Source organism: Armatimonadia bacterium, assembly GCA_039679385.1.
GTDB lineage: Bacteria > Armatimonadota > Zipacnadia > Zipacnadales > JABUFB01 > JAJFTQ01.
This window is the reverse complement of the sequence record JBDKVB010000026.1, coordinates 1-26,001: the sequence shown is the minus strand read 5'-3', so window position 1 is coordinate 26,001 and position 26,001 is coordinate 1. Positions and strand designations below refer to the sequence as shown.

At 65.1% G+C, this 26,001-nt stretch carries 23 protein-coding genes; 18 read left to right on the top strand and 5 right to left on the bottom strand.

Going from position 1 to position 26,001, the window contains the following annotated elements; translation table 11 throughout:
- Positions 1-14 precede the first annotated feature (14 nt).
- Genes ABFE16_02675 through ABFE16_02665 form a run of 3 tightly spaced genes read left to right on the top strand, consistent with a single transcriptional unit; the run spans position 15 to position 2,407 of the window.
- Positions 15-881, top strand: coding sequence for a protease modulator HflC (locus tag ABFE16_02675; GenBank protein MEN6344177.1), 867 nt, complete (start codon positions 15-17; stop codon positions 879-881).
- Positions 882-926: 45 nt separating this feature from the next.
- Complete coding sequence (gene hflK / locus ABFE16_02670; GenBank protein ID MEN6344176.1) at positions 927-1,874, top strand: FtsH protease activity modulator HflK; 948 nt, start codon at positions 927-929, stop codon at positions 1,872-1,874.
- A complete protein-coding gene (locus ABFE16_02665; protein ID MEN6344175.1) occupies positions 1,871-2,407 on the top strand; it encodes a hypothetical protein in 537 nt (178 codons plus the stop codon). The genes hflK and ABFE16_02665 overlap by 4 nt, the downstream gene beginning before the upstream one ends.
- 109 nt (positions 2,408-2,516) lie before the next feature.
- Here ABFE16_02665 and ABFE16_02660 read toward each other — a convergent pair whose 3' ends face one another.
- From ABFE16_02660 to ABFE16_02645, 4 genes are all read right to left on the bottom strand, one after another.
- Positions 2,517-3,647, bottom strand: a complete 1,131-nt coding sequence (locus ABFE16_02660) for a hypothetical protein (protein ID MEN6344174.1) — start codon at positions 3,645-3,647, stop codon at positions 2,517-2,519.
- 78 nt (positions 3,648-3,725) lie between these two features.
- The gene (locus ABFE16_02655) at positions 3,726-6,458 is read right to left on the bottom strand and encodes a DUF3604 domain-containing protein (GenBank protein MEN6344173.1); all 2,733 of its coding nucleotides are present in this window, start codon (positions 6,456-6,458) and stop codon (positions 3,726-3,728) included.
- A gap of 96 nt (positions 6,459-6,554) precedes the next feature.
- Positions 6,555-7,706 (bottom strand): uroporphyrinogen decarboxylase family protein, encoded by a 1,152-nt coding sequence (locus ABFE16_02650; GenBank protein ID MEN6344172.1) that lies wholly within the window; start codon positions 7,704-7,706, stop codon positions 6,555-6,557.
- Between the two features lie 68 nt (positions 7,707-7,774).
- Positions 7,775-8,746 (bottom strand): NrpR regulatory domain-containing protein, encoded by a 972-nt coding sequence (locus tag ABFE16_02645; GenBank protein ID MEN6344171.1) that lies wholly within the window; start codon positions 8,744-8,746, stop codon positions 7,775-7,777.
- 224 nt (positions 8,747-8,970) lie between these two features.
- Here ABFE16_02645 and ABFE16_02640 point away from each other — a divergent pair, with 224 nt between their 5' ends.
- The 7 genes from ABFE16_02640 (at position 8,971) to ABFE16_02610 (ending at position 15,926) form a co-directional block, all read left to right on the top strand.
- Positions 8,971-10,065, top strand: a complete 1,095-nt coding sequence (locus tag ABFE16_02640) for a glutamine amidotransferase family protein (GenBank protein MEN6344170.1) — start codon at positions 8,971-8,973, stop codon at positions 10,063-10,065.
- A gap of 161 nt (positions 10,066-10,226) precedes the next feature.
- On the top strand, positions 10,227-11,732 hold the full coding sequence (locus ABFE16_02635; GenBank protein MEN6344169.1) for a glutamate synthase-related protein: 1,506 nt from the start codon (positions 10,227-10,229) through the stop codon (positions 11,730-11,732).
- Positions 11,733-11,786: 54 nt separating this feature from the next.
- Complete coding sequence (locus tag ABFE16_02630) at positions 11,787-12,227, top strand: 4Fe-4S dicluster domain-containing protein (protein MEN6344168.1); 441 nt, start codon at positions 11,787-11,789, stop codon at positions 12,225-12,227.
- On the top strand, positions 12,220-13,509 hold the full coding sequence (locus ABFE16_02625; GenBank protein MEN6344167.1) for an FAD-dependent oxidoreductase: 1,290 nt from the start codon (positions 12,220-12,222) through the stop codon (positions 13,507-13,509). The genes ABFE16_02630 and ABFE16_02625 overlap by 8 nt, the downstream gene beginning before the upstream one ends.
- Positions 13,506-14,240 (top strand): hypothetical protein, encoded by a 735-nt coding sequence (locus ABFE16_02620; GenBank protein ID MEN6344166.1) that lies wholly within the window; start codon positions 13,506-13,508, stop codon positions 14,238-14,240. Before ABFE16_02625 ends, ABFE16_02620 begins: the two co-directional genes overlap by 4 nt.
- Positions 14,218-14,964 (top strand): response regulator transcription factor, encoded by a 747-nt coding sequence (locus tag ABFE16_02615; protein ID MEN6344165.1) that lies wholly within the window; start codon positions 14,218-14,220, stop codon positions 14,962-14,964. The genes ABFE16_02620 and ABFE16_02615 overlap by 23 nt, the downstream gene beginning before the upstream one ends.
- Positions 14,965-15,053: 89 nt before the next feature.
- The gene (locus tag ABFE16_02610) at positions 15,054-15,926 is read left to right on the top strand and encodes an NAD(P)-dependent oxidoreductase (GenBank protein ID MEN6344164.1); all 873 of its coding nucleotides are present in this window, start codon (positions 15,054-15,056) and stop codon (positions 15,924-15,926) included.
- Positions 15,927-15,935: 9 nt separating this feature from the next.
- Here the strand turns inward: ABFE16_02610 and ABFE16_02605 are convergent, their stop codons facing one another.
- Positions 15,936-16,337, bottom strand: coding sequence for a secondary thiamine-phosphate synthase enzyme YjbQ (locus ABFE16_02605; protein MEN6344163.1), 402 nt, complete (start codon positions 16,335-16,337; stop codon positions 15,936-15,938).
- 418 nt (positions 16,338-16,755) lie between these two features.
- Between ABFE16_02605 and ABFE16_02600 the strand changes: the two genes are divergently transcribed.
- From ABFE16_02600 to ABFE16_02565, 8 genes are all read left to right on the top strand, one after another.
- A complete protein-coding gene (locus tag ABFE16_02600; GenBank protein MEN6344162.1) occupies positions 16,756-19,968 on the top strand; it encodes a sugar-binding protein in 3,213 nt (1,070 codons plus the stop codon).
- A gap of 46 nt (positions 19,969-20,014) precedes the next feature.
- On the top strand, positions 20,015-21,319 hold the full coding sequence (locus ABFE16_02595; protein MEN6344161.1) for a neutral/alkaline non-lysosomal ceramidase N-terminal domain-containing protein: 1,305 nt from the start codon (positions 20,015-20,017) through the stop codon (positions 21,317-21,319).
- Positions 21,320-21,389: 70 nt separating this feature from the next.
- Positions 21,390-22,256: a glycosyltransferase family 2 protein gene (locus ABFE16_02590; protein ID MEN6344160.1), complete on the top strand. Its 867-nt coding sequence runs from the start codon at positions 21,390-21,392 to the stop codon at positions 22,254-22,256.
- Positions 22,257-22,329: 73 nt separating this feature from the next.
- On the top strand, positions 22,330-23,628 hold the full coding sequence (locus ABFE16_02585; GenBank protein MEN6344159.1) for a hypothetical protein: 1,299 nt from the start codon (positions 22,330-22,332) through the stop codon (positions 23,626-23,628).
- 21 nt (positions 23,629-23,649) lie between these two features.
- Complete coding sequence (locus tag ABFE16_02580; protein MEN6344158.1) at positions 23,650-23,796, top strand: hypothetical protein; 147 nt, start codon at positions 23,650-23,652, stop codon at positions 23,794-23,796.
- 67 nt (positions 23,797-23,863) lie between these two features.
- A complete protein-coding gene (locus ABFE16_02575; protein MEN6344157.1) occupies positions 23,864-25,000 on the top strand; it encodes a hypothetical protein in 1,137 nt (378 codons plus the stop codon).
- 295 nt (positions 25,001-25,295) lie between these two features.
- Positions 25,296-25,550 (top strand): phosphopantetheine-binding protein, encoded by a 255-nt coding sequence (locus tag ABFE16_02570; protein ID MEN6344156.1) that lies wholly within the window; start codon positions 25,296-25,298, stop codon positions 25,548-25,550.
- Positions 25,551-25,666: 116 nt separating this feature from the next.
- Positions 25,667-26,001, top strand: a 335-nt coding sequence (locus ABFE16_02565) for a hypothetical protein (protein ID MEN6344155.1), incomplete at its 3' end; no start/stop codon positions are given.

Genomic DNA, 26,001 nt, shown 5'->3' with positions numbered 1-26,001 from the left:
AGGGAAGGACTGCCATGCTGCGTAAGCGCTGGTTCTGGATCACCGTCGGAGTCCTGGTGGCGATGAAGCTGTGCATCTTCACCGTGGACGAGACGCAACTGGTGGTGCTCACCAGCTTCGGCAGTCCGGTGGCCGTGGTCGACCGGGCCGGGCCATACCTCAAGTGGCCCTGGCTGACCAAGATCGTCCTGGACCGGCGGCTGATGGTGTACAATCCGCCCGCTTCCGAGTTCCTGACCTCGGACAAGAAGAACATCATCGTTGACAACTACGTGCTGTGGCGGGTCAAGGACCCGGTGCAGTTCCTGAAGGTCGTCGGCACGGTCCCCGCGGCAGAGCGAGCCTTGCATGACATCGTGTGGGGCTCCGTCTCGGCAGCACTTGGTCGTGAGCCGATTGACGCCGTGCTGTCGCCCGATGCCGGGCAGGTGAAGACGGACCGCATCATGGCCGAAGTCACCCAGCGCTGTGCCCGGAGGGCCGCAGTGGACTACGGCGTGGAGATCCTGGACATCGCAATCAAGCGGCTGAACTTCCCGGAGCAGAACAAGCAGAGCGTGTTCGATCGGATGCGTGCCGAACGCGAGCGCATCGTCAAGCAGTACCGGGCCGAAGGCGAGAGTGCGGCGATGCGGATTCGTGCCGAGGCCGACAAGAAGAAGAGCGAGATCCTCGCGGACGCCTACCGGGACGCGGAGACCGTCAAAGGTCAGGGCGACGCCCAGGCCTCGCGGACTTACGCTGCCGCTTACGGTGTCGATCCGGACTTCTACAAGTTCTCGCGCACCCTGGACTCCTACAAGAAGGTCTTCGGCGACAAGACAACGGTGGTGCTGTCCTCGGATTCGGAGCTGCTGCGACTGCTCACGAAGGGCCAGTAGCCCGGGCGGCACCCTCGGGTGTGGACGGACACGGAGACACGCGCGATGGCAGACCTGAAGCACAACTCGAAGCATCGAGCCCTGGCGCTGGTGGCGCTATGGCTGCTGTCGGGCCTGTACCTTGTGCGCCCGGAGCAGCAGGCTGTCGTGCGGCTGCTGGGAAGAGTGGTGGCCGAGAGCATTCAGCCGGGCCTGCACTGGCGGGTTCCGTGGCCGCTGACGCGCCTGAGCAAGGTGCGGATCAGTGAGGCACGACGCCTCAGTGTGGGCTTCGATCTCGCGGATGAAGCCGCCGGACGCCAGCCCGCGCCGGGCAAGAGTCACTTCCTCACCGGCGACCAGAACATCGTCAACCTCCAGCTCGTGGCGCAGTACTGCGTCGAGCGACCGACGGCCTTCCTGTTCCGCAGCAAGGACGTCGGCAAGCTGGTCGGCGCGGTCGTGGAGCGCGAACTGAGTCATGCGGTGGAGGGCCAGGGCGTCGACTGGGTGCTGACCACCGGCCGTGCGCAGCTCCAGGAGACTGTGCGTCGCGAGGCTCAGCGCGTGCTCGACGGCTACGGTGCCGGTGTGCGCCTGGTCAGCGCCAACATCAAGGCCGCCTACCCGCCGGCCGAAGTGAATGACGCTTTCAAGGCCGTAGCGGGAGCTCGCTCCGACCGTGACCGGATCATCGACCTCGCGGAAGGGTACCGCAATGAGGTGACCGAGCAGGCGGCGGGAGAGGCCGGCAAAATGACGGCTGAGGCCGACGCTTACCGCCAGAAGGTCACAACCGAAGCGCGTGGCGACACTGCACGCTTCGCCTCGATCTACCGTGAGTACTCGCAGGCGCCTCAAGTGACCCGGGACAGGATGTACGTGGAGACCATGGAGGAGCTGCTGCCCAGGATGAAAGTGATCGTGGCCGATCCCGCCGGAGGGACCCGACCGCTGGACCTGGGGATCCTCAGCGGCGAGCCGACACCTAACACCGCAGGTGGCAGCCGATGAAGACCGATCGCAACCGGGTTGCTGCGGTGATCGTGACCGCCCTCCTCATCATGGCGGTCATCGTCCTGAGCCGTCGCGCAGGGCCGAGTTCCACGCAGGGCGATCCCAGTCAACCTGCCACGGCGGTCTGGAACCTCTTTGAGGCGCAGCGGAAGGCGGACGTGCGTGCCTACCTGGCCCAGATGGACGGCGACGCGCTTAGGGTGGCGAAGCAGTCCGTGGAGGAGACCGGCCGGGCCGCCTTCGCCGACTACCTCAAGAAGACGGCCGGTGAGGTCAAAGCCTACGCCGTCCGCGACGTGCGCCAGGACACGCCGGACAGTGCCACGGTGGTCGCCGACCTGGTCTATGAGGACGGGCAAGAGGAGCACCGCTTTGGGCTCACCCGTGCCGGTGGAACGTGGAAGATCGTGAGCATCGCCGGAGGTCAGCGGCACCCGAGCCTGATCCGCTACGGGACTCCGGTGACGCCGCTCAACAAGCAGCCGACAGCCGCTGCCAACGAAGCACCCGGTCAGCAGCCCCTGGACTGAGGTCCAAAGCGCCGGGGAAGAGGTCAACTGCCTTCAGAACAGAAGACGAGGGGAGCACAGACTGGGTGGCTCCCCTCGCAGTGGTTCTCGGGACTATTGAGACGCAGGCTCAGCGGAAGCTGATAGCGAGGAGTATGGGCACGCCCTTGCCCGCGGAGGCGATCTCCAGCGACTTGATCGCGGTCTCCGGCCTCGGGTTCGTCCAGGAGCTGCAGCCCACGCAGACGGGCATGCCCAGTTGGTCGGTGCCCTGCCAGGCCAGCTTCCAGTTCGCAAGGTCGCGCGGCTCGTCGAAGTTGCCCACGTCGACGCCCGCCTTCATCGGTACCTGCACCTTCTGGTCGTCCGCATAGGTGACCGCGTAGGTCAGGCACGGTTCCTGGGCGGCGAGATCGGCCCAGGCAGCGGCCTGCAGGAAGTAGAGCGTCTTGGCCCGGCGATTCACCTCAATCGGCCCCGCCGACGCCGGCAGGTTCGGACGACGCGCACCCTTCAACACAAGGCACGTGCGGCCGCCGTTCGCACCTCCCGGCGGAAGGTCAAACAGCGCCTCCCCAAGCGTTAGGGCGCCAGTCGGCAGCGTATACAGGTCATGCATCCCCGCGTCGATGAAACTGCCTCGCCCGTCGTCGGCCACGCCATCACTACGCCCGGCCTTGGCGACGGCAGCCAGCGAGATACTTCGGCCTGAGGAGGTCGAGGCTCCGCCACCCTCTACGGTCTTGCGACCCGTCACATCCTCGATGACAAGGCTGTCGTAGTAGGCGGTGCCGACGGCGTCCTGGAGGCCCAGGTTGAGGATGATCTCGGAGGCGGTAGGCCGCACGTCCACGAGGAGGGACTGCTCCTGCCAGTCCGTGGTGCCGACCCAGCGGGCAGCGGCGTTGAGGGTTGCTGCGCCGGGAATCTTCTGGGCGACCTGAATCTTGGCGGTGGAGTACACCTGCGGGCCTTGCTTGACGTCCGCCAGCTTCACCATCGCCCGGATCTCGATCGTCTTGCCCCCGAAGGCCTGCGGGTCGAGCTTGGTGGTGAGGTAGCTGGTGCCGCTGGTCACGCTCACTCGCAGGCACTTACCCTCGTACCCGCCAGGCACGATCTCCACAGTCCCCGTCCCGCTGATGTTCTTGGCCCAGCATGGGTTCAGCTCCTCGAAGCGATCCTCCAGAAGCGAGGCCGCTGAGGCCTGGAGCCCAAGGCACAGCAGGGCTCCGAGTGTCACGAGAGAACGCAGGCTCATCGTAAGGACCTCCTTGGTGACCCTCCGTCAGGCGAACCGTGCGACCGGGTATGGACAGCCCCCAGGAAGCTCTCGCCCCTAGCCGCGAGTGATCCACACGGGGCTACCCCAGGCGATGCTCTCGTCGGCCTGGATGGCGCGGACGTAATACAGGTGCGTGCCCGGCGTGAAGTCGTTGTCGAGCCACTGAGCCTTGAAGCTCGGCTGGTTGGGTTTGGCGGTGTAGGCGAACTTGAAGTCGCGAATGAGGTCGATCTGCACGATGGGACCCGTGCCGAGAACCTCGATATCCAGTGCCGGAGCCTGCGTTTGCTTCCAGGACTCGCCCATGAAGTGCTCGCCGCACTTCATGCTCACGATGAGGTTGTCATTGGCACCGAAGGTGCGGCGGGCCTGGATGCCGGCGTAGATACCTTCGCGGGACGGGGTCTCGCAGTACACGCCGGCGTAGGAGTAGTGGGTGGAACCGTGGTCGGAAGAGCAGATGATGCCCAGGTCGAGTGTGCGCTTCCAGGCACGCCACACGAAGCCCTCGGGCTGGTAGCCCGTGTTCTGCGACTGCGGGCTACCCGGCGTATCGCCCTTCGGGCAGCCCTCGTACTCATAGCTGTTGCGGCAGCCCTGGAAGATCTCGACCACCGGCTCCAGGCCCAGATCGTAGGTGGGCCAGTTCGTCCCGTGGTTCGTGCCGCTGGTGTGCGGAATGACGACGGCGCCCTCACGGCGGCAGTATTCATAGAGCTGCTGGAGGTCGTCGGGTGCTACGCCTCGGCTGGCCCCGCGGGTGAAGGGGAAGGACGCGTGGAAGCGCTGCGTGTTGATGATGTTGCGGTGACCGTTCGGGAACCCGAGCGATCGCTCGTAGCCGTAGAGGGTGCTGAACCTTGGCGGGTTGTTGTACACGTCCGCGACCTTGTAGCAGCGCCACCGGATGTACTCCAGGTCCACTCCCGTATCCTGGTTGTGGTCGGAGACCATCAGGAAGTCCAGGGACGCCGCATCCATCGCGTAGCGGTAGCAGTCGAGGACTGACCCGTCACCGTTGCCGTCCCAGGAGACCTCGGTATGACGGTGCAGGTCGCCGCGGAGCAGGTGGTAGGCCTTGTTGCCGATATTGACCAGGAAGCTGCGAGCACGCTGTACGTCGGCCGCCTCCTGGACATTCACAGCGACCGGTGCGGGAGGTTCGGCGTCTACTAGCTGCGGCTCACGCACGGGCTGCGAGGTGTTCAGGACTGTGGCGAACACCTGGTTGCGAGTCATGCCTCGCAGTCGCTCGAGGTTCCGGCCGTCCGTGTGGAAGACCACAGCCAGCCCCTGAGACAAGGGCGCCAGGGCCGGGAAGGTATCGATGCGGGCGAGCTTGTCCGGGAAGTACAGGACTGGTGACCAGGCCTCGCCGTCGAGGTAGGTCGCGTAGTCCTCCCAGGCGGCTTCGGCCCACACTTTGTTGCCCCGCGGGGAGTTGATGCGCACCGGATGGCGCAGGACCAGCCACAGTCGCTCCTGGCCGTCGCAGGACAGACGAGGCTCCTCCAGGTTGGTTCGCTCTCCCTGGGGCATGGCGAGAGACAGGTCCGGTGCGTATCGCAGGCGGCCGTTGCTCAGGCAGGCCACCTTCGTTGACCGTTCGCGGTAGATGGCCTCCCGGCGCAGCGCTGTGGGCACGGTGTTGCCGGTGTCCTTGCCCCAGCCACTGCCGGCTTCCTGCCAGGCAAACCAAACGCGGCCCAGCTTGTCCACGGCGACGGAGGCCTTCGCCTCGAAACGGTCGGTAGCGGCGATGGGCAGTGGCGCCTCGAGCTTCCCGTCGCGCATCTCGGCGGCGTAGACGTCGTAGCTCCCGTTCTGATAGGTGTCCCAGGCGATCCAGGCTCCGTTAGCTGTGGCCGCAATCGCCGGCATCCATTCGTTCGCCGGGGAGTTGGCAACCACCAGCGGCTTGCTCCACGCGCCGCCGGAGCAGGTGGCCAGGAGGATGTCGGAGGAGCCGCCGCGGAAGGCCTGCCAGGTGCAGTAAACGGTCCCTGCCGCGTCGGTGGTCAGGGCGAGGTCGAAGTCGTTGCCGGGCTGGTCGGTGAGCTTCTGGGGTGCGCTCCAGTTCGCACCATCCCAGCGCGTCGCCCAAAGGTCGAAGTCGCCGCGCTCCTGGCGCGGGCACACGACCCAGAACCCGCCCTTGCCATCAGAGGCGCAGCCGGGTCGGTACAGGTCACCGGTGAGTTCCGGAACCTGCCGGGCAGGCTCCCAGCGGCCCTGACGGCAGATGGACCACAGGAGCTGATCCTCATTGTTCGCATAGGACTGCCACACTGCGACGGTCGCGTCTGCGGGCAGTGCGCAGGCCGCCGGGTAGTCGTCCTCGCGAGTCGGACCGGAGAGTGTGGTGTAGGCCGGGGCAAGCTGGGCGGAGAGGTCGCCCGAGGCATGCACCGCTGCTTCGCCCCAGGTGAGATCAGCGACCGAGACCTCCCAGGTCACAGAGTTCGCGGTGAACTTGAGGCGAGCTCCGCCCTCTGTGTCGCCGGTAACGAGGAGGCCCTTGGGAAGCGTGCCGAGGAGCTTGCCCTGACCGTTGAGACGCTCGTCGGTCGTGAGCTGATACGCGTTCCCCTGGCCGACGGAGTCCCCGGTGCGGAACCGCCAGCCCGTGACCGCCGTCAGGGTGGCAGCGGTGGCGCTCACCGTGCCTTGCCATGCCGTGGGAGCGGAGTCCTTGAGCCCCACCTTGAACAGGACGCTGAAGGGGGCGGCGGAGACGGCCGTGGTGCAGACCAAGAGGAGGCAGCAGGCGGCGACCACAGGACGCATGGTAAGGACCTCCAGCGGGCTGGTTGTCTCAACTGGTTGAGGAGGATGCCAGGCGAGGCCCGGGGGCTCCTTCCGCCTTGCCCTGGGAGTCTGGGGCTAGTAGACGCCGACCTCCCGGAGAGCCTCGATCATGGCGACGATATTCCGCGGCGGCACGTCGGCCTGGATATTGTGCACGGTGTTGAACACGTAACCGCCACCGGGCATCAACGCTTCCACATTTCGCTTCACGTCGTCGCGTACCTGCTGCTCAGTGCCGCGCGGGAGTATGCCCTGGGTGTCAACGCCGCCTCCCCAGAAGCAGAGGGCGTCGCCGAAGTCACGCTTCAGGGCCGACGGCTCCATGCCTGCAGCGGCGACATGCACGGGGTTGAGGATGTCCACGCCCATCTCGATGAAGTCAGGCAGAATCTCACGGAGACTCCCGCAGGAGTGGAACAGCACCTTCGCGTGTGGAGCACTGCGCTTGATGCCGCCGAGGAGTTCGGCCAGACGCGGCTTGAAGACCTCACGGAACTTCGCGGGCGACACGAGCTGCGAGTCCTGGGTGCCGTAGTCGTCCGCCTCGAGCACCACATCGACCACATCGCCCAGTTGCCCCAGCGCCATCTCCCAGAACTCCAGCTTGAGCTGCAGGATCTTGTCCAGCAGTCGTGCGGTGACCTCGGGCTCGACCATCAGGTCAACCAGGAAGTTCTCCATGCCGCGGATCCGGATCGCGACCTCGCACAGCCCTGCGCAGAGGCCCTTGAGCACCACCGGGAATCCGGCGGCCCGGTATGCCTCGGACTGCTCACGGAGCCCGGCGATCCGCGTCGGATCGGCCGCCACGGGCCAATCGTGTGCGTCGATCTGGTCGATGGTCGCCGTCATCCCGTCGATAGGGCTCTTGACCAGGCTGAAGTAGAGCCCGCCCTCCTTGGGCCGATGGTGCACGAGTCCCCACTCATCGCGGTACTCCCAGGCATCACCGGCGTCGATGAGGGGTTGCCGAATCTGGTTGCTGGTGATGGGGAAGAGGCCGCGGGTATCCACCCCGAAGTACTCCATCACATCGTCGTCCGGGAGCGCGATCTGCTGCACATCGTCTACGACCGTCGGCTCGCGCTCGGGAAGTCCGAGATAGCGACGCAGGTTCTGGTAGGCGACGACGGATATTCCCGTCACGTGGGTCGAGGCCAGATCGTACGGAACGCGGTCCGGTTCACGGTGGTCAAGAGCGGTCAGTAGGCGCTCGCGGGCAGTCATGGGTCGTCCTCCTGAGTCTTCGCGCATACGGCAAGGCTCACCGGCGACGTCGGCCGGGCAGACAGCTACTAGATCACGTCGAGGTCCTCGTAGTTGAAGACTGCCGCCAGCGCCTGGCTGGTGGTGCTGAAGCCGGCTTCCTCAGCGGCAGCCACAGGGTTGATCCCGGCGCAGACCGCAAAGGCGATGCGGCCCACATCGACCTCCATCTCCATCAGGGGCTGGCTCTCCATCCCAATCGCCAGGACTCCCCGGATGCGCCAGGCAGACATGTCGTCGATGAGCCCCATCACCTCCTCACGCGCGATGGCCGGGCAGGTTCGCGCACCGGCGCCGATCTTCCCGCGACCGGTGGTGACCGCTGCTGTGGTGGAGGTGGCGTGGCTCTTGATGAAGATCTCGACCGGGTCGATGGAGGTTCCGCCGTAGCGCACCACATCGGTAAAGCGCGTCGGCTCGTGCCCGATGACCTCCACCAGGCCGCCGAACTCGGACTGGACCGGGATACCGTGGCGCAGCAGTATGCCGCTGACCGTGACACTGCAGACGGTGCCCAGTCCGATCATGCCGCGGGGAACCACCATATCGGCGACCCTCTGGCCCGGCGAGAAGGTCGCGATCAGGTCACTTGTGGCAAAGCGAGACAGGAACACCGGTCGCATGACCTTCATCGCCTGGTCGAACTCGCTTTGGTGGAACAGCGATAGGTTGATCACGATGGGCCCGCGGCCCTCGGTGAGACTGAAGCGGGTCTGGTAGGCCAAGGCGTCGATGCGGGCAAAGATGAGGGCCACCTTATCCGCGACGCGAGCGTTCGCCAGTTCAGCCTTGCCCGCGTCTGTGATGCGTCGTCCGGCGCGCCCGGTGCTGACGGTCAGTCCCGCGTTGTCGAGGTCCTGTAGATGATAGCGAACGGCGCGCTCGGTGAGGTCGATTCCATGGGATTTGAGCTCGTTGGCGATTGCGGCGGCACCCAGGGGCAAGTGATGCTCACCGAGAACACGGAGAATGGCGAATTCCTTCCGGTCTATTTCCGGCAATTGGACCCCCTCCAGGCCCCCCGTTTGGCTGCATTATTTCCGTTGTTCCGGCAAAACCAGTGGCATTCTACCACTTCTGGGCCCGCTGCTGCCGGTGAATAGGGGAGAGATTTCCGATTGACTTGGAAACACCCCGGCAATACAATCGGTAACGTCTTTCCGGCAAAGCCCTTCCTTTACTACCTCGGACGTGTTACCAAGCCGCCGAGGGGCAAGAGGTCAATATGCACAGACTCCCACGCTTCAAGATTCCTGCCGCCTGCGGCACTCTGGGCATCCTCGACCGGAGTGGAAAGCTCTTCAGCAGTGAAGAGGTCGTGCGCGGCATGGCCAACATGCATGAGCGAGGCAACGGGCTGGGCGCGGGCTATGTGGCCTATGGCATCTACCCTGACCATGCGCAGGACTACGCCCTCCACGTGATGCTTCTCGACAGCCAGGCCAAGGATGCAGTCGAAGAGTACCTCAGGAGCACCTGCGAGATCAAGCACGACGAGCCCATCCCCACCAAGCAGACCGCGACGATCTCCGACGAGCCCGGACTCTGGCGCTACTTCGTCCAGCCTCGCCAGGACCGCCTCGACCTGCGCAAGGGTCGCACGGAGCAGGACTACATGGTCAGCATGATCATGGGCCTCAACCGTGACGTGGAAGGCGGCTACGTGGCCTCCAGCGGCAAGAACATGGGGATCTTCAAGGGCGTCGGCTACCCCGAGCCGATTGCCGAGTATTACCGGCTCGACGAGTACCAGGCGTACCTGTGGGTCTCTCACACCCGCTTCCCGACCAATACCGGTGGCTGGTGGGGAGGCGCTCACCCCTTCGGACTGCTGGAGTGGTCCATCGTCCACAACGGTGAGCTCTCCTCCTACGGCGTCAACAAGCGCTATGTGAAGTCCTTCGGGTACGAGTGCACACTCTTCACCGACTCCGAAGTCATCAGCTACATGCTCGACCTGCTGTGCCGCAAGCATGGGCTGAGTGTCGAGATGGCGTCACTGGCCATGGCGCCACCGGAGTGGGAGCAGGTCGACGAGGTCAGCGATCCGGAGCGTAAGCGGCTGCTCAAGACCCTGCGCACCACCTACGCGGGAGCGCTGCTTAACGGACCCTTCGCGGTCATCGCAGGCCACGACACCGGGATGGTAGGTCTCAGCGATCGTCTGAAGCTGCGTCCTTTGGCGGCAGCGGTGAAGGGCGACAAGGCCTACCTGGGAAGCGAAGAGGCCGCGATCTGGGCCGCCGGCGGCAAGCCCGAGCAGGCCTGGCCGGTCGATGCAGGTAAGCCGGTGTGCTTCGATCTGTATAGCGCGAGCTAGGAAGCTGACTCAAAGGCCCGTTGGGTCTGGGGCCGTCGTACCGGACATGGGTAGTCCCCCAGGGGAGGAGAGCTGGGGCGGAGAGGGAGCACCCAACCGGAAGGTGCGAGTTGCGGGGGAAGGACGCGAGCGTCGCGTCCCGAACAGGAGGCACAGTTACAGTGGCACTATCGACGATCCATTCGGAATTCACGGTCACACGAGATGCGGACCTTTGCATTGGGTGCGGCGTGTGCACCCGACAATGCTCCTATGATGCCCAGCGGATCGATCCCGAGGACGGCAAGGTCAGCACGGACTGCTCCAAGTGCGTCGGCTGCCAGCGCTGTGTGACCCTGTGTCCGACGGGGGCGCTCACGGTCGTCGAGCGGCAACTCACCGGCCGATCGCACCCGAACTGGAGCCTGTCGGCACAGCGCGCAATCGCCAGGCAGGCGGAGACCGGCGGGATGCTCCTCACGGGCATGGGTACCGACAAGGCCTACCGGGTCTACTGGGACAATCTGGTCCTCAACGCCTCGCAGGTCACGAACCCGTCCATCGACCCCTTGCGGGAGCCGATGGAGCTGCGGACCTACCTGGGCCAGAAGCCGGATCACCTCGAGTTCGATGAGGAAGGCCGTCTCGTGACCGAGGTCGGGCCACTGCTGGAGCTCGAAGTCCCGGTGATGTTCTCGGCCATGTCCTATGGTTCGATCAGCTACAACGCGATCATCTCCCTGGCCCGGGCGGCGCAGAACGCGGGCACCTTCTTCAACAGCGGGGAGGGCGGCCTGCACAAGGACCTGTACCCCTACGCCGACCACGCGATTGTCCAGGTAGCTTCCGGGCGTTTCGGCGTCACACCCGAATACCTCGACGTCGCCGCGGCCGTGGAGATCAAGATCGGTCAGGGCGCCAAGCCGGGCATTGGCGGCCACTTGCCGGGTGAGAAGGTTACCGCGGAGATCTCGGCGACCCGCATGATCCCGGTGGGTTCAGACGCCATCTCGCCGGCTCCGCACCACGATATCTACTCCATCGAGGACCTCAAGCAGCTCATCTATGCGCTGAAAGAGGCCACCAACTACACGAAACCGATCTCGGTGAAGATCGCCGCGGTCAACAACGTGGTCCCAATTGCCAGTGGGGCGGTGCGTGCGGGTGCGGACATCGTGGCCATTGACGGGGTCCGAGGCGGCAGCGGCGCGACGCCGACGGTCATCCGGGACAACGTGGGGATCCCGATTGAGTTCGCTCTCGCCGCGGTCGACTCGCGGCTGCGGGCGGAAGGAATCCGGAACCAGGCCTCACTGGTGGCAGCCGGCGGCTTCCGGAACAGCGCGGACATCATCAAGGCGATTGCCCTCGGCGCCGACGCGGTCTACATCGGCACCTCAGCGCTCATCGCTCTTGGCTGCCACATGTGCCAGAAGTGCTACACGGGTAAGTGCACCTGGGGCATCGCGACCCAGGACCCGTATCTGACCAAGCGGTTGAACCCAGAGATCGGGACGCGCCGGGCATCGAACCTGCTTCGGGCTTGGGCGCTGGAGATGAAAGAGATGCTGGGCGGCATGGGGATGAACAGCATCGACAGCCTGCGCGGCAACCGTGAGATGCTGCGAGGAGTGGGTCTGACGAAGGAGGAGATGGAGATTCTTGAGGTGGACCCGGCGGGTGTCTAGTAGTCGCCCCCCAGTGCAACGCGGCCGTGTTCGCCGTGGGAATTGGAGCCTACCATGAAGAGGATCTATGCCAAAGAGGAGTACTGCATCGGGTGCCGGCTATGCGAGATCTACTGCATCTTCCAGCACTCGGGACACCAGACTCTGGTGAAGGCGTTTTCCGAGTCCGAGGCCGCAGATCGCCCGGAACCGGCAGTGCGGGTCGAGGAGGACGGTGCAATCTCCTTCGCCCTGCAATGCCGACACTGTGACGACGCGCCCTGTGTGGCTGCCTGTATCTCCGGAGCCATGACGCGGGACCCGGAGACCGGGGCGATCATGCATGATGACGAGAAGTGCGTGGGGTGTTGGAGTTGTGTGATGGTGTGTCCCTTCGGCGCAATCCAGATTGACAAAGAAAAGGGACGTGTAGCCTCCAAGTGCGACCTGTGCAAGGGCGGCGAGAAGCCGGCTTGCGTGGCTCACTGTCCAAACGAGGCGTTGGTCTATGAGTAGCAAGCGCTACGACTATGTCATCCTGGGGAACTCCACCGCGGGCATCGCTTGCCTGGAGTCACTTCGTGAGCGGGACAGCGAGGGCACTGTCGCCATCGTCTCCGACCAACTCAACCAGGCCTACTGCTCGCCCCTGATCAGTTATGTGCTGGCAGGCAAGGTACCGGAAGAGCGCATCAACTATCGGCCGCGCGACCTGTACACCAAGATGAAGGCCGACACGTACCTGGGCCAGGAAGCAACTGCCCTGGATACGAAGGCCCATGAGCTGACCCTGGCCAGCGGCACCGTGCTGGGCTATGGCAAGCTCCTGGTCGCCACGGGCGGCATTCCCATTGTGCCCAACGTTCCGGGCAAAGACCTCGAGGGCGTCTTCACCTTCACACGCTTCGACGACATGTGCCGGGTGCGCGAGTACATCAAGACCAACGCAGTCCGCCAGGCCGTCATTGTTGGCGGCGGCATGATCGGCGTTAAGGTCGCCGAAGCCCTCACCTACCTGGGCCTGGACACAACCATGGTAGAGCTGATGGACCGTGTTCTGGCGCAGGCTCTGGACGAGACCGGCTCCCAGATGGCCCGACAGTCGCTTGAGGAGCACGGCGTCCGCGTCGTCACCTCCGCAGCGGCCACCAGCGTCGGCGGAAGCAATGGCAAGGTCCAGAGCGTCACCCTGGACACCGGCTCACGAGTCCCGGCGCAGATCGTGGTGATGGCGGTCGGCGTGCGGCCCAACACGGCGCTCGCCCAGCAGGCAGAGCTGGCGGTCAACCGCGGGATTCTGGTCGACGACCACATGCGGACCAGCGACCCCGAGGTGTATGCCGCCGGTGACGTGGCCGAGGCCTTCGACCCGCTGCTCAACGATCGGCGTCCGATTGCCATCTGGCCCGGCGCCTACATGCAGGGCGAGATCGCAGGCTGGAACATGGCCGGTGCCGACGAGACCTACATCGGCAGCATCCCGATGAACTCGATCCAGGTCTGTGGGCTGCCGACCATCTCCGTCGGTCTCATCAGCCCTCCGCAGGGGGCCGAGTCCTTGGAGTACCGGTCGCCGGACGGCAAGGCCTACCGACGCATGTTCCTCTACGAGAACCGGATCGTGGGCGCGGTATTCGTTGGCGACATCGACCGCGCGGGGATCATCACAGGTCTCATTCGTCAGGGGATCGACGTATCGTCCTTCAAACAGAAGCTGATCGAGCGGGACCTCGGGCTGCTGTCCTTGCCCAAGAACTACCGCAAGCATATGGTCAGCGGGCCAGGGATCGAAGTATGAGAATCGATGCATCGGGACTTCATTACCGGCAACTGAACGAACAGATCAAGGCTGCGGTGGCGGACGGAGAGACCGAGTTCGACCTCATGAACGTCTGCGGCCACCGCTACATCGGCTCCGGGATAGACAAGCCGATCACAGTTCGGATCGAGGGCATTCCCGGCAACGATCTGGGCGCCTTCATGAGCGGGCCGAGGATCTACTGCTCCGAGAACGCCCAGGACGGGATCGCCAACACCATGGACGACGGCGCAGTGATCGTTCCGGGGCATGCGGGTGACGTCCTCGGCTACTCGATGCGCGGCGGCCGTGTCTACATCCGTGGCAACGCGGGCTATCGGGTCGGCATCCACATGAAGTCCTATGAGGATCGCGAGCCCGTGGTGATCATCGGCGGCCGCGTACGGGACTTCTTCGGCGAGTACCTGGCCGGAGGGAAGCTCGTGGTGCTGGGCCTCGACCTACCCGCGGGTGAGCCGATCGTCGGTCGGTATTGTGCCACGGGCATGCACGGTGGTACGATCTACATCCGTGGAGAAGTGCCGGCTGACCATGTCCGCAAGGGCGTCGCGGTCGAGGCGGCGACGGAGGAGGACACCGCCACTCTGAAGGAAGTGCTTACGCCGTACTGCGCGCAATTCGGTCTGAAGGTGGCCGAGGTACTCTCAGTTCCCTTCACCCGGATCACGTCGCAGACGACGCGCCCCTATGGCCAGCTCTACGCCTACTAGTCGCGGGATTGCTGTACCGCGCCGTCTTCAGGGCGGCACGGTACAGCGTTGTGCGCTCCTGTACGCGGTCCACGGCCGACTTCTTCCCGTCCTGACCGAAGCCATCAGCAGGCTCCGCCTCGCCCAGTGCGAGGTCGATACCCCGCGGGATCTGCGCGACGCCTTGTACGATCGCGACGTCACTCTTGCGGTCGTACACTTTGGGCGTGACGTGCTATCCGGCATCGCGACTTGCCAGGCGATTCGCAAGCACCCTACCGGTGAGCAGTTGCCGGTCCTGGCCGTCCTGGACGCCGCGGTAATCGACGAGTACCCCCTGGATTCGGGTGCCGACGACGTGCTGATTCTGCCCTGCGATGCTGCCGAGGCGGCACTGCGGTTGCAGTTGCTGCTGTGGCGGCGTGACGATGCCGGCACCCCAGCCGTGGTGAAGATCGGCGATCTCACGATCGACTGCGAGGCCATGCACGTGCGCTACCAGGGCGTCCCGGTCAGCCTGACCTACAAGGAGTTCGCCCTGCTGCAGTACTTCGTCGAGACTTCCGGAGCCGTTGTGAGTCGCGACCAGATCCTCGCAGCGGTTTGGGGCGACGACTACTTCGGTGGCGACCGGACCGTGGACATCCACGTCCGGCGTCTGCGGGCGAAGGTTCCTCTCCTCGCCGACCGCATTGAGACCGTCCACGGGGTGGGCTACCGCTTCAACCCCTCCGGGGCCGCGTAAGGCTCGTGCCGGGTGTGGCGTAGACACCTCGTCCAGGTACTCCGCGTCATTCCCTGTGCGTTGCAGTTCACAACAAGGGAGTGTGCACGATGAAGCTAGCTTTTGCCGGAATGGGCATCATGGGTTCCGCGATGGCGGCGAACCTGCTCAAGGCCGGACATGAGGTCACGGTGTGGAACCGCAGCGCTGAGAAGTGCCGGCCGCTGCAGGAGGCCGGGGCAAAGGTGGCACGCAGTCTTCCCGAGACGGCCGCCGGGGCCGAGATCGTGTTCCTGTGCGTAAGTGACACTCCAGACGTCGAGGCAGTGCTCTTTGCCGAGGGCGGACTCGCCGAAGGGCTCAGCCGCGGGCAGATTGTGGTGGACATGAGCACGATCTCGCCCGGGGCGACCGAGGAATTCGCCGGGATGCTCGAGGCCGACGGTATCGAGATGCTGGACGCACCGGTATCGGGTGGACAGTCCGGGGCTGTTGAGGGAACACTGACCATCATGTGTGGAGGCAAGCGCGAGGTGTTTGACCGCGTGAAGCCGGCCTTCGAGGCCATGGGCCGCAACATCGTCTACTGCGGCGGCCATGGCAACGGTCAGCGTGTCAAGGCGGTCAACCAGGTTATCTGTGCCCTGAATATCCTCGCGGCCAGCGAGGGCCTGCTGTTCGCACAGCGCTCCGGCCTGGACCTCGAGACGGTACATTCGGTGGTGTCCAGCGGCGCCGCAGGGAGCTGGATGCTCTCGAGCCTCGGCCCCAAGATGATCGCCGGGGACTGGGCGCCCGGTTTCATGATCCGGCTGCAGGCCAAGGACCTGCGCATCGCCTCCGAGGAGATGCAGACGCTCGGCGGCGGGTTCGCAGGTACGGAGCTGACGACACGCCTCTTCGGCGCGGCGACCATGGAAGGACTGGGCGATGAGGGAACTCAGGCCCTGGTGAAGCTCCTCGGTTGGGAGAGCTTGGTCTAGGCAGGCACGTCAGTCAGCGGCAATCTTGACCCACAGCCTGCGCGACCGGGGCCCGTCGAACTCGCAGAAGTAGATGCCTTGCCACTGGCCGAGCAGGAGCTTGCCGTTCTCGATCAGTATCTGGACGGAGGTACCCAGGAGACTGGTTTTGATGTGGGCGTCGGAGTTGCCCTCCGCGTGACGGTAGAAGTCCTGATGGTGGGGCACGATACAGCGCAGACCCTCCAGCATGTCGGAGACGACATCGGGGTCTGCGTTTTCGTTGATGGTGATGGCCGCTGTGGTATGCGGGACGAAGAGGGTGCAAACGCCGCTCTGAACGCCTGACTCTCTGAGGACTTCCGCGACCTGATCGGTGACCTTGAGGAACTGCTCGCGCTGATGGGTGGCAATCGGCAGGCGTGTGACCATTCTGCCGCCTCCTGTGAGTGTGGATGGTTCGTCGGGTGGCCTTCCTGAGCGGCTATCGCAGCGAGTCGTCGAAGACCTCAGAGAACGGAACGAAGTAGGCGTCGCAGCTTGCGCGGCCCCAAGTGCCCGCATAGACATATAACATATAGTCTTTCGCCGCAGACTCAGGTGAGACCTTTGTCCTCGTAACGCGCCCGAAGACTCGTGGTAAGGCCCGGATCGGAGGCCGGGAGGACCACACCGGCCACGTCGGCACGCGGTATCCTCAGTGTGCCGGGGCCGTCCTCCTCGCGGCGGGCAGGTCGAGAAGGGCCAGGTGAGGAAGTAGCCGGCATGCTGGGGAGCTGCCGGGCAGGTCGCTCAAGGGTCGTCCGCCTCTGGCTCCCGATTCCCCCCGTTCCCCGTACGGAGGTCCACCATGACGTGTCGTAACCTCTGCCTTCTTGGCATACTACTGTTCCTGCCATCCTTTGCGGCGGTTGCTCCTGCGGATACCTTCCAGCGTGACGGGGTCACCTTCACCCGCGTGCCCTGGGGTGCCGAGCGACCGCAGCCCGTCCTCACCGAGGCCGAAGCGAAGCGTGGCTGGGTGACCTTCGTGCCCTCGGAGCTGGACGGCATCGGCCCCCTGGCCTTTCCGACCCGCAGCGAGATTGACCGGCCGATGCAGGCCTTCGCATCACAGGGAGAGATCGAGCCGGCGACCTTCGGCATCTACACCACTCGCGCACTGAGTCGAATCAGCGTCCAGGCCGGGCAGTTCATCGGCCCGTCAAAGGCCTCCTTGCCGGCCAGTGTGGTCGACGTCCGTGCCGTGCGCATCTGGAAGCAGCGCACCTCCTGGGCCACCAAGAGGTACTACGAGATTCCCGAGCTTCTGGAGCAGCCCGCCAACCTGTCTCTTCCCGCAGGGGCTCTCCAGCAGTTCTGGGTAACCGTGAGAGTACCCGAAGCGGCCCTGCCGGGCCTATATGAGGGGTATGTTCGCGTCGTGGCAGACGACCAGACAGCGCTGGTGCCCTTCAGGCTGCGCGTCCTTCCACTGCGACTCCTGGCTCCGGCGAACAAGGTCTGGGGTCTGTGGCCGGATACAGGGCGCTGGGAGACCTACTCTGAAGGCGAGATACTGAAGGAGGTCCGCGACTGGCGCGACCACGGCATCACCTGCGCCATGATGTACCCGCTGCGCCACAGCACCTTCACCCTGGTGGAGGGCAAGCTGAAGTCCGACATGAGCCGCTTCGAGCGCTACATGGACCTGTACAAGCTGGGTGGTCTGGGCGGTCCCGTGGTCGCCAGTTGTCAGGGCATCACCAGCCTCGTGCACAAGCTGCTGGGCCAGTCGGCCGACGACTATGGTCCTGAGTTCTCGCGCATGCTCGTAGAGGTCGTGCGGCAGATCGAGGACCTGCGCAAAGCTCGGGGATGGCCCGAGTTCGTCTATCACACGGTCGACGAGCCCGGTGGACACCCCGCTACCGAAGGTGAAGCGGCCCAGACGCTGCGGATCCTGCACGAAGCCGGGTTCCGCACCTTCACCACCGCCGACGTGAAGTTCACAAATGAAGTGTTGTCGCCCTTTCTGGACGTCCGCTGCTACGGGATCGGCTTCTGTGCCGGTTCGGCGGAGGATGCCCGGGCTCGCCGCGATGACTGCGAGGCGGCGAAGGCCACCTACTGGTGGTACGGAAGCGGCTGCTACACCGGCCAGGAAGGCAACATGGCCGTGAACCGGCACTACAGCGGCTTCCTGCTTGACAAGACCGGCGCGGACGGAGCCTGGGCCTGGACCTTCCAGCGCCCCAACCAGAAGCCCTATGACGACTTCGACGGCACCGGCCGCGAGCCCAAGGACGCCTGCATCACGTATCCCTCACCGGACGGTAGGCCGCCCCTGGTGCCCACCTTGCAGTGGGAGGGCATCCGGGAGGGCGTCGACGATCTGCGCTACGCGAGTACGCTGCGCATGGCGGCTAAGGACATTCGCAAGCTCGGGAAGCCCGCTGCCACGGCCCTCGCCGAGCGTTCCGACCGCGAACTCGAGACGATCCTGCAGGGCCTCCCCTGGATCGACGGCCATGTGGACGGGCCGAAGGGCACGCGAGTGCAGTATGGCCCGCTGACGAGCGCCCAGGCCCAGGTCGCACGCTGGAAGATCGCCTCGCGCCTGCTGGACTGCGGCGAAATGCTTAGTGGGCGACCGGCGCAGATCCCGGCCCCGATGCCCTCCTCCAAGACCCCTCCTCAGCCGCAGATCGAGACCCGAGTGTCCGGCGCGGAAGAGGCCTACCAGCCTGCCCTGCCGGTCGGACAGGCTCCGTTTCTGTCGACCCTTCCCGTCATCGACGGCAAGCTTGACGGGGCCTGGGACAAGGCCTTCCAGATCAGCGACCTCGTGGGGCAGGACGGCTCCACCAACAAGCACCGAACGCAGGCCTGGATCGGTCGCGATGCAGCCAACCTCTACGTGGCCTTCAGGTGCTGGGAAGACGAGATGAAGTCGCTGCAGGCCACCGTGAAGGACCACGACGGCCCGGTGTGGTCTGACGACTCGGTCGAGGTCTTCCTCGACCCCGACTGCGACCAGCAGACCTATCTGCACTTCATGGTGAACAGCCTCGGGACCCGCCGCGACAGCCGACATGCCTTCCGCAGCGCCGATCCTGCTGCTCAGCAGCGCGAGCCGGCCGACAAGGTCGAGGACGTCAACTGGAACCCTCGCTGGCAGGCCGCTGCAGCCCCTTGCGCCGAGGGCTGGTGCGTGGAGATGGCCATCCCACTATCCGAACTGGGCCCGTCCTCCAGCGTGTGGGGTGTGAATCTCAACCGCACGCGGAGGATACCCTCCGGGGTCGAGTATGGGTGCTGGTCACCGACCCTCCGAGGGTTCAACGTACCCGGTCGCTTCGGGAAGCTCCTCATGAACCCCTCGCCACTGACTCCGGTCGCAGTTCAGCAGAGCCCGGCAGCCTGGGGCGACAACCGTCTCCTGGTGACGCTGGCGAACCCCGGACTTGTGGCCGAGGTAGCGATGCGGGCCTACCTCGCCGGGCGAGATTCGGGCTCTCAGCCCTCGGCAAGATACCTCCTGGGCGCCGGAACGACCCAGATCGAGGTCCCCTACGAACTCTCGCGCCAGGGGACTGCACAGGTGCTGCTCGAGCTGCTGCCGCTGAGCCGCTGGATCAGCGAGAACGACGCCCGGCAGGAGCCTGCTACGGGTCGCCGTCTCACCCGCAGCGACTCGCAGAGCCTGCGCGACCGGGTCACACCGATCGCCGACGCCCCGCTGGTGATCCCCTTGCGGGCGTCGCTCGGCACTCCCCTGGAGCTATCCTCGCCACGCGTCGAGTTGCTCGCAGGCTGGCCTGGTTTTGACCTCACCGGGAGCCTCAACTTGGGGCGCAGACTCCAGCGGACCTCCAGCCTCAAGCTCACGGTCCTCTCCGGCGGCAAGACGCTGCAGGAGACCACGGTGAAGGACCTGGAGGGCACCTCGCTGTTCATGAACGTGGGCACGGCGGACCTTCCTGCGGGCAGCTACTCCCTGCGGACGGAACTCCTGGGCAGCCAGGGGCGTCTGGCCCAGTACAGCGTGCCCTTCACGATCATCCCCGGACCGTGGCAGTAGCCGCCCGGCCGCAGCTCAGGCAATCCGCGCAAGGAGCGATGTAGGGATGTCCCTTCGGCTCGGCTTCTCACAGGTAGAGATCACTCCACCCCTGGGCACGCGCATGGCCGGGTTCTTCAATGACCGGCGAGCCGAGGGTATCCATGACCCGCTGTACGCTCGGGCCATGGCGATCGACAACGGCGAGCACCCGCTGATCCTCGTAACCTGCGACCTGCTCTCCATCAAGCGGGTCACGGTTCTCGCCGCCAAGGAACGTATCAGCGCCCAGACGAAAGCGCCCGCCGAGGGCGTCATGGTAAGTGCCACTCACACGCACACGGGACCGGCGACGAGTCGCATCTTCCAGATGGACCCCGATCCCGAGTACGTCGACCGGCTCCCGGAGTGGATCTCTGAGGCCGCGATCCACGCGTGGGAGTCTCGCGTCCCCGGCACCCTTGGGATCGGCTGGGGCTTTGAGGGTAAGCTGTCCTTCAACCGCCGCTTCATGATGCGCAGCACTCGGCAGGTGCTCATGCACCCGCCCAAGGGCAGCACGGACATCCTCTATCAGGAGGGCAGAGTGGACCCCGAGGTCGGCGTGCTCTCCGCCAGGACGGCCGCCGGTGAGCCCCTGGGATGCCTGCTGAACTTCGCGTGCCATGTCAACGTGCTGGGTGGCGCCGAGGTGTCGGCGGATTACCCGGGCTACTTCGCCGCTGCGATGCAGACGAGGTACGGTGAGGGCTACACGGCGCTGTTCGCCAATGGTTGCTGCGGGAATCTGTGCCAGATCGACGTCTACGATCCCGAGCGCAACGACCGGGGCCATCGGTGGGCCCAATACATGGGGGAACGCCTGGCGAAGGATGTGCAGCAGATCGAGGAAGGCCTGGAGTACTCCGACCAGTGGCACCTGGACTCGCGCTTCGTCGAGGTCCAGATGCCGCGACGACGGCTCACGAAGGAGCTCATGGCCTGGGCGGCTGCCACTCGCGAACTGGGCGACAAGGCCGAGTTCCACGACGCCATCTACGCCAGGCTTGCCTTCGAGATGCAGGAAGAGTGGCGCACCGAGCCCACCTTCCCGGCTCCGATCCAGGCCTTCCGGCTGGGAGACGTTGGAATCGTGACCTACCCCGGCGAGATCTTCGTCGAGTACGGTCTGGAGACGAAGCTGAACTCCCCGGCGGCTCGTACCTTTGTGGTGGAGCTGGCCAATGGCATCGTCGGCTACGTACCCACTCGCGAGGCCTTTGCCGGTGGCGGCTACGAGCAGCGGCCGGCGACTTCCAGCCAACTTTCGCCCGTTGCGGGCGAGATGATGGTGCAGACAGGCCTGAGCCTGCTGGACTCCATGTTCTGTTGAACCCTGGCGTCGCCCGAGGACTCAAACCCCCGCTGCCAAAGCGCGATCGACGAGTCCAGTGAGGAGGCCCATGCACGCACCCATCAGCGTCATCATCGTACATCACAACAAGCTGCCTTACTCCCGGCTGTGTCTGGAGAGCCTGCTGGCCTCCGATCCGCTGCCGACGCAGATTCTGTGCATCGACAACGGGTCGACGGACGGCACTCGCGAGTACCTGGGTGAGCAGTTCCCGTCCTTAGCAGCCGAGCGCGGCCTTCGATATGAGCTGGTAGCGAACGACAGCAACGTGGGTGCCTGTACCGCGCGGAATCAGGGCCTTGAGCGAGCAGGCGAGCCCCTGGTGGCCTTCTGCGACAATGACCTGGTGACGCGCAGCCGAAACTGGCTCGGAACCTTGCAGGAGTCGCTGTCGCAGGAGGCGAAAAACGGGATTGTAGGGCCGAAGTTGGTCTATCCTTTTGAGCCCTACAACATAGAATGTGCAGGCGCGGCGATCTCTCGCACCGGCCGGGTTCAGTATCGCGGCCGCGGCGCAGCTATCGATACGCCGGCCTTCAACGTCGACTGCGAGGTGCAGTGCCTCATCAGCGCCTGCTGGCTGATGAAGCGGGAGATCACCGAAGCTCTGGGCGGTCTCGACGAGGTGTTCAACCCCGCCCAGTTCGAGGACTTCGACCTGTGCTACCGGGCTCGCGAGCAGGGCTGGCGAGTGCTGTACACGCCCAGGGCCGAGATGTACCACTTCGAGAATACGACCACAGCCCGCTCCGGGGGCATGGCCTTCAAGCGGACCACGATCCGTAACGGGCTGGAGTTCAAGCGTCGCTGGCGGCACAGGTTTGAGCAGGAGGACGGGCCGGCTGACGAGGACTGCAAGTGGGCCGACCTCGAGACCCGTCCGCTGGAGGCAACAGGCGTCCCGCCGCTGCTCTAGAACCATAAGGGTACGCCATGAGAGCAAGTGGCAGTGCGAAACCGTAACAGTTCGCAGACACGAGGTGATCGGTGTGCTGATGCTGGTCGGGGTGCTGCTGTTGCCGGTGTTAGGTTGCCAGGCTGACGAACCGCCCGGGGTCATCACCTGCTCCATGAGCGGGGCACTGGTGGTGGGAGGTTACGGGTACGGTTACGCCCCTGTCGCACTTAGCGCAGAGGCCCCGGCGGGCCTCGCGAAGGCACCGGCCTCCTGGGGCAAGTACGTATGGTATGGTGGGTTCCGCCTGGGTGACGGCAAGCCCCTGTCCCTCGCCATCGTCCGCACCGGTCTCGACGCTAACAAGCGCCCCGTGTATACGGTCTACCTCGACACAGAAGGCGGCCGGCCGCCTGACGGGTGGGCGGCCTTCCCTGCTGAGCCGGAGATGCGGGGGACGACCAGAACGGGGATGTCCGTGACCCCGACGATCGTCCAGCCTGTGACCTATCGGCGCGAAGATGGCTCCGCCTTCGAGCGTCCCTACCGCTTCCAGCTCAAGTTCATCACCTACGTTACGAGCCAGCGCACCGCGGAGGCCAGACCGTACGTCCTGCTCGATCCCCAGACCTGCATGCGGGGGCGGATAAGGCTGGGTGACAAGTCGGTGGCGATTGCTGTCATGGATGGGGGAGGCGACGCCCTCTTCGGCCTGACACCGCGCAGCCAGGGCGACATGCTCTGGACCGACACCAACAACGATGGGAAAGTGGACCTCGGCCCCGAAGTCTGGCCGCTCCTGAAGTACCGTGAGCTGGACGGCAGATGGTACACAACAGCGATGGTGGCCGACGGCACCGAACTCACCTTCACGCCCTACACCGGGCCGCGTGCAGAGGCGACGCTGATCGGCACCGACGGCAGAGGCAGGCGCGTGACCCCTGTGGACTTGCTGCTGCATAGCGAGGACCTCCTCTCCTATCGTACCGGGGCAACAGAGCGCTATGACGGGCCGCCGGACAAGGTGGACCTCAGCTACACCCTTTCGGCTGGCGAGAAAGGGCCAGCGTGGGGTTTCTCGACGCGGGAGGCGGTCAACATCCCCGCTGGGAAGTCGGAAGTGGTTCTCGGCGGGCCCTTGCGTGTCGAGGTAAAGGTCGACTACGCCTCGCCCTCCGCAGGGCCAAGCCCTGGCGGGGTTGTCACAGGAGTCGTCCCCCAGACGAGCGCGAGCGTGAGCAGTTGGGACCTGATCGTGTCCACTCAGGCGCTTACCCCGAAGGACCATCTCTTTACCGGGGCCCAGGGCGCTTCGGGGGCGGCAAAGGTCAAGCTGGAGGTCCTCGACAAGGCGGGCACGGTCATCGGGCAGGGCAACGCCGAGTTTGGGTGAGGCGGCTCCTGCCAGGGCTCCGTGCGAGCCCCCAAGGTCAAGACCGGCGACGGGCTGCGGATAAGGGCGACCTGGGAGACCGGGGAGTATGCTGGGACAGTAGTCGGCGAGACCAGCTACACCGTGGGAGACCGGCGGGCGATGGAACCGATGTCGGCGCCGGAATGAGTTCCCAGCGACACACAAGCGCACCTTGACGGTAAGGCCATGACGAGGGTTGGAGGTGACGGGTCGGATGACAGCACGGGGGACTGTTCTTCTGGCGTTGTGTCTATGGGCTTGGCCGGGTTGGGCGGCAGGTGGCACCGGGCCGCTGAAGACCGGTGAGTACGCGCTCGAGAAGGTCCAGTTGGCCGAGGAGTGGCAGGAAAGCTGTGGCTACGCGAGCCCACCTGAGACGGCCGTCCAGCCGTCTGAGCTTCGGGAACTCGAGGGTGTCCTCTACCGGTCAGCGCGCGCAATCCAGGTGCGAGTCTGGGTGACCCAAAGCGGCAAGGCGCCCAGGGCTCTCCTCGCGATCGATGCCAACGGTAACGGGCAGACCGACGACGACCCGGTGGTCGCCGGTAAGCTTCTGTCGGGCACTGAGAAGACCGCCCAGACCTTCGAGTTCCGCCCGAAGTCGCCCAAGGTGTACCAGGACGCGCGGCTGGTGCTGACCCTTCAGAAGGGCGGCGTCTATGGGCAGTTCCGTGCGACGACTTCCGCTGCCGTGCGAGCGCGGGTGCCTCGACAGAGCGGCTCTTGTGACGTCTATGCGGCTCCCTGTCACGAGTCCCTGTGGCTCGACGAGAACGGCGACGGCAAGCGCCAGAGCTGTGAGCTGCCGGGCAACTCCAAGTACCTTGGTATCGCCGGTGAGCTGCGCGAGGTGACATCTGACGCTACGTGGACGAAGCTCACAGTGGCGCCGGTGCCGGGGCAGACCACCAGGGTCTCCTGCGACTTCGTTGACGCCCGTGGGAAGCCCGCAGCCTTCACGATGCTGAACGGCTACCTGCCTACCGTCGGGCGAGTGTGGTTCATCCGTCCCAGCGGGACTCTCGTGATGGCTGTGGACCCTGAGAGGGGCGGAGGCAGGTACGGGTCAGCAACCGTCGATCTGGGCGGCGGTCGCGAGATGTCCTTGAGCCTGGCGGACTTCCCCGCGACCTCCCCGGTAGGGAAGGCACGCAAGATCGGCGGCCGGATGCAGGCCAACGCCGAGTGCACCGTCAGCAAGGGTGGCCGCATCGAGGTGACGGCGGCGCCGGGTACGAACTGGGGGCAGAAGCTGTCCGGCTTCTCCGGCACGGGTGAGTCCGGCGGCAAGGTGAAGGTGTACTCCGCCAAGGGTGAGTTGGTGCACACCGGCGCCCTTGAGTTTGGGTGAGGCGGCAGTTGCAGCTACTCCGGGCGAGTAGCCGGGCCGTCAGGCCAGTACACCGTTGTAATCCGCTTCGATCTTGGCACCTATCAGGACGAGTGCAGCCAGGTCTTCAAGGTACAGCTCTAGAACCGCCGGGCCGCAGAGGGCGTCCAGTAGACCAAGAGAGCAGGCACCAGGAGCACTCGCGCGAGACCAGCACATCTCGTGGGAGTGTCTGCGTGTCCGCAGAGGTGAGGAGGCCGGCGAGGGGGAAACAACCACAGGTTTGTGATTTGTGCAGCAACGGAGGACCCCTCTGATGGCAGATGACCTGAAGCTGCAACTGAAGAAGATGATCGTGGAGCGGCTCTTCCTCAACGTAGCCCCCGAGGACATCGAGGACGAAGAGAACCTGATGGACGAGTACAGCATCGACTCGGTGAACCTCTTCGAGATCATCGTGGGCCTGGAGGACGAGTTCGAGATCACCCTCGAGGAAGACGACTTCAACGTCGAGACCTTCTCGACCGTGAGCAACATCGCCGAGTTCGTTGAGAAGAAGCGCAGCGAATAGCCCTGCGGACGACCTGCCTCCCGGGCCGGTGACGGTCCGGGTGTTTTGCTGTATGAAGGCCTGGGGCCCCGGCCCGTCGCGGGGTCCGGGGAGAGGGCTGAGGAAGGAACGGCCCCATGGAGCAGCGGATCCTCCAGATCCCCAGCGGCGGCCTGCGGTTGCACGGGCTCTGGTACGAACCTGCGGAGCCGACCGGGCGAGTGCTGATCCTCTGCGATCCCTTCGCCGAGGAGAAGAAGTGTGCCCATCGGCCCTTGACCGACCTCGCCCGAGGCCTGTGCGCCGACGGCTACCGTGTGGTGCGCTTCGACTACCGGGGTTGCGGCGATAGCGAGGGCGACTTCGGGCAGTTCACTCCGGCCGACTGGCTGCAGGACCTCCTGGCGACCGTCGAGCACGTCAGAGGGCTCGGCAAAGCCACCTGGCTCGGACTTGCCGGCCTGCGGTTGGG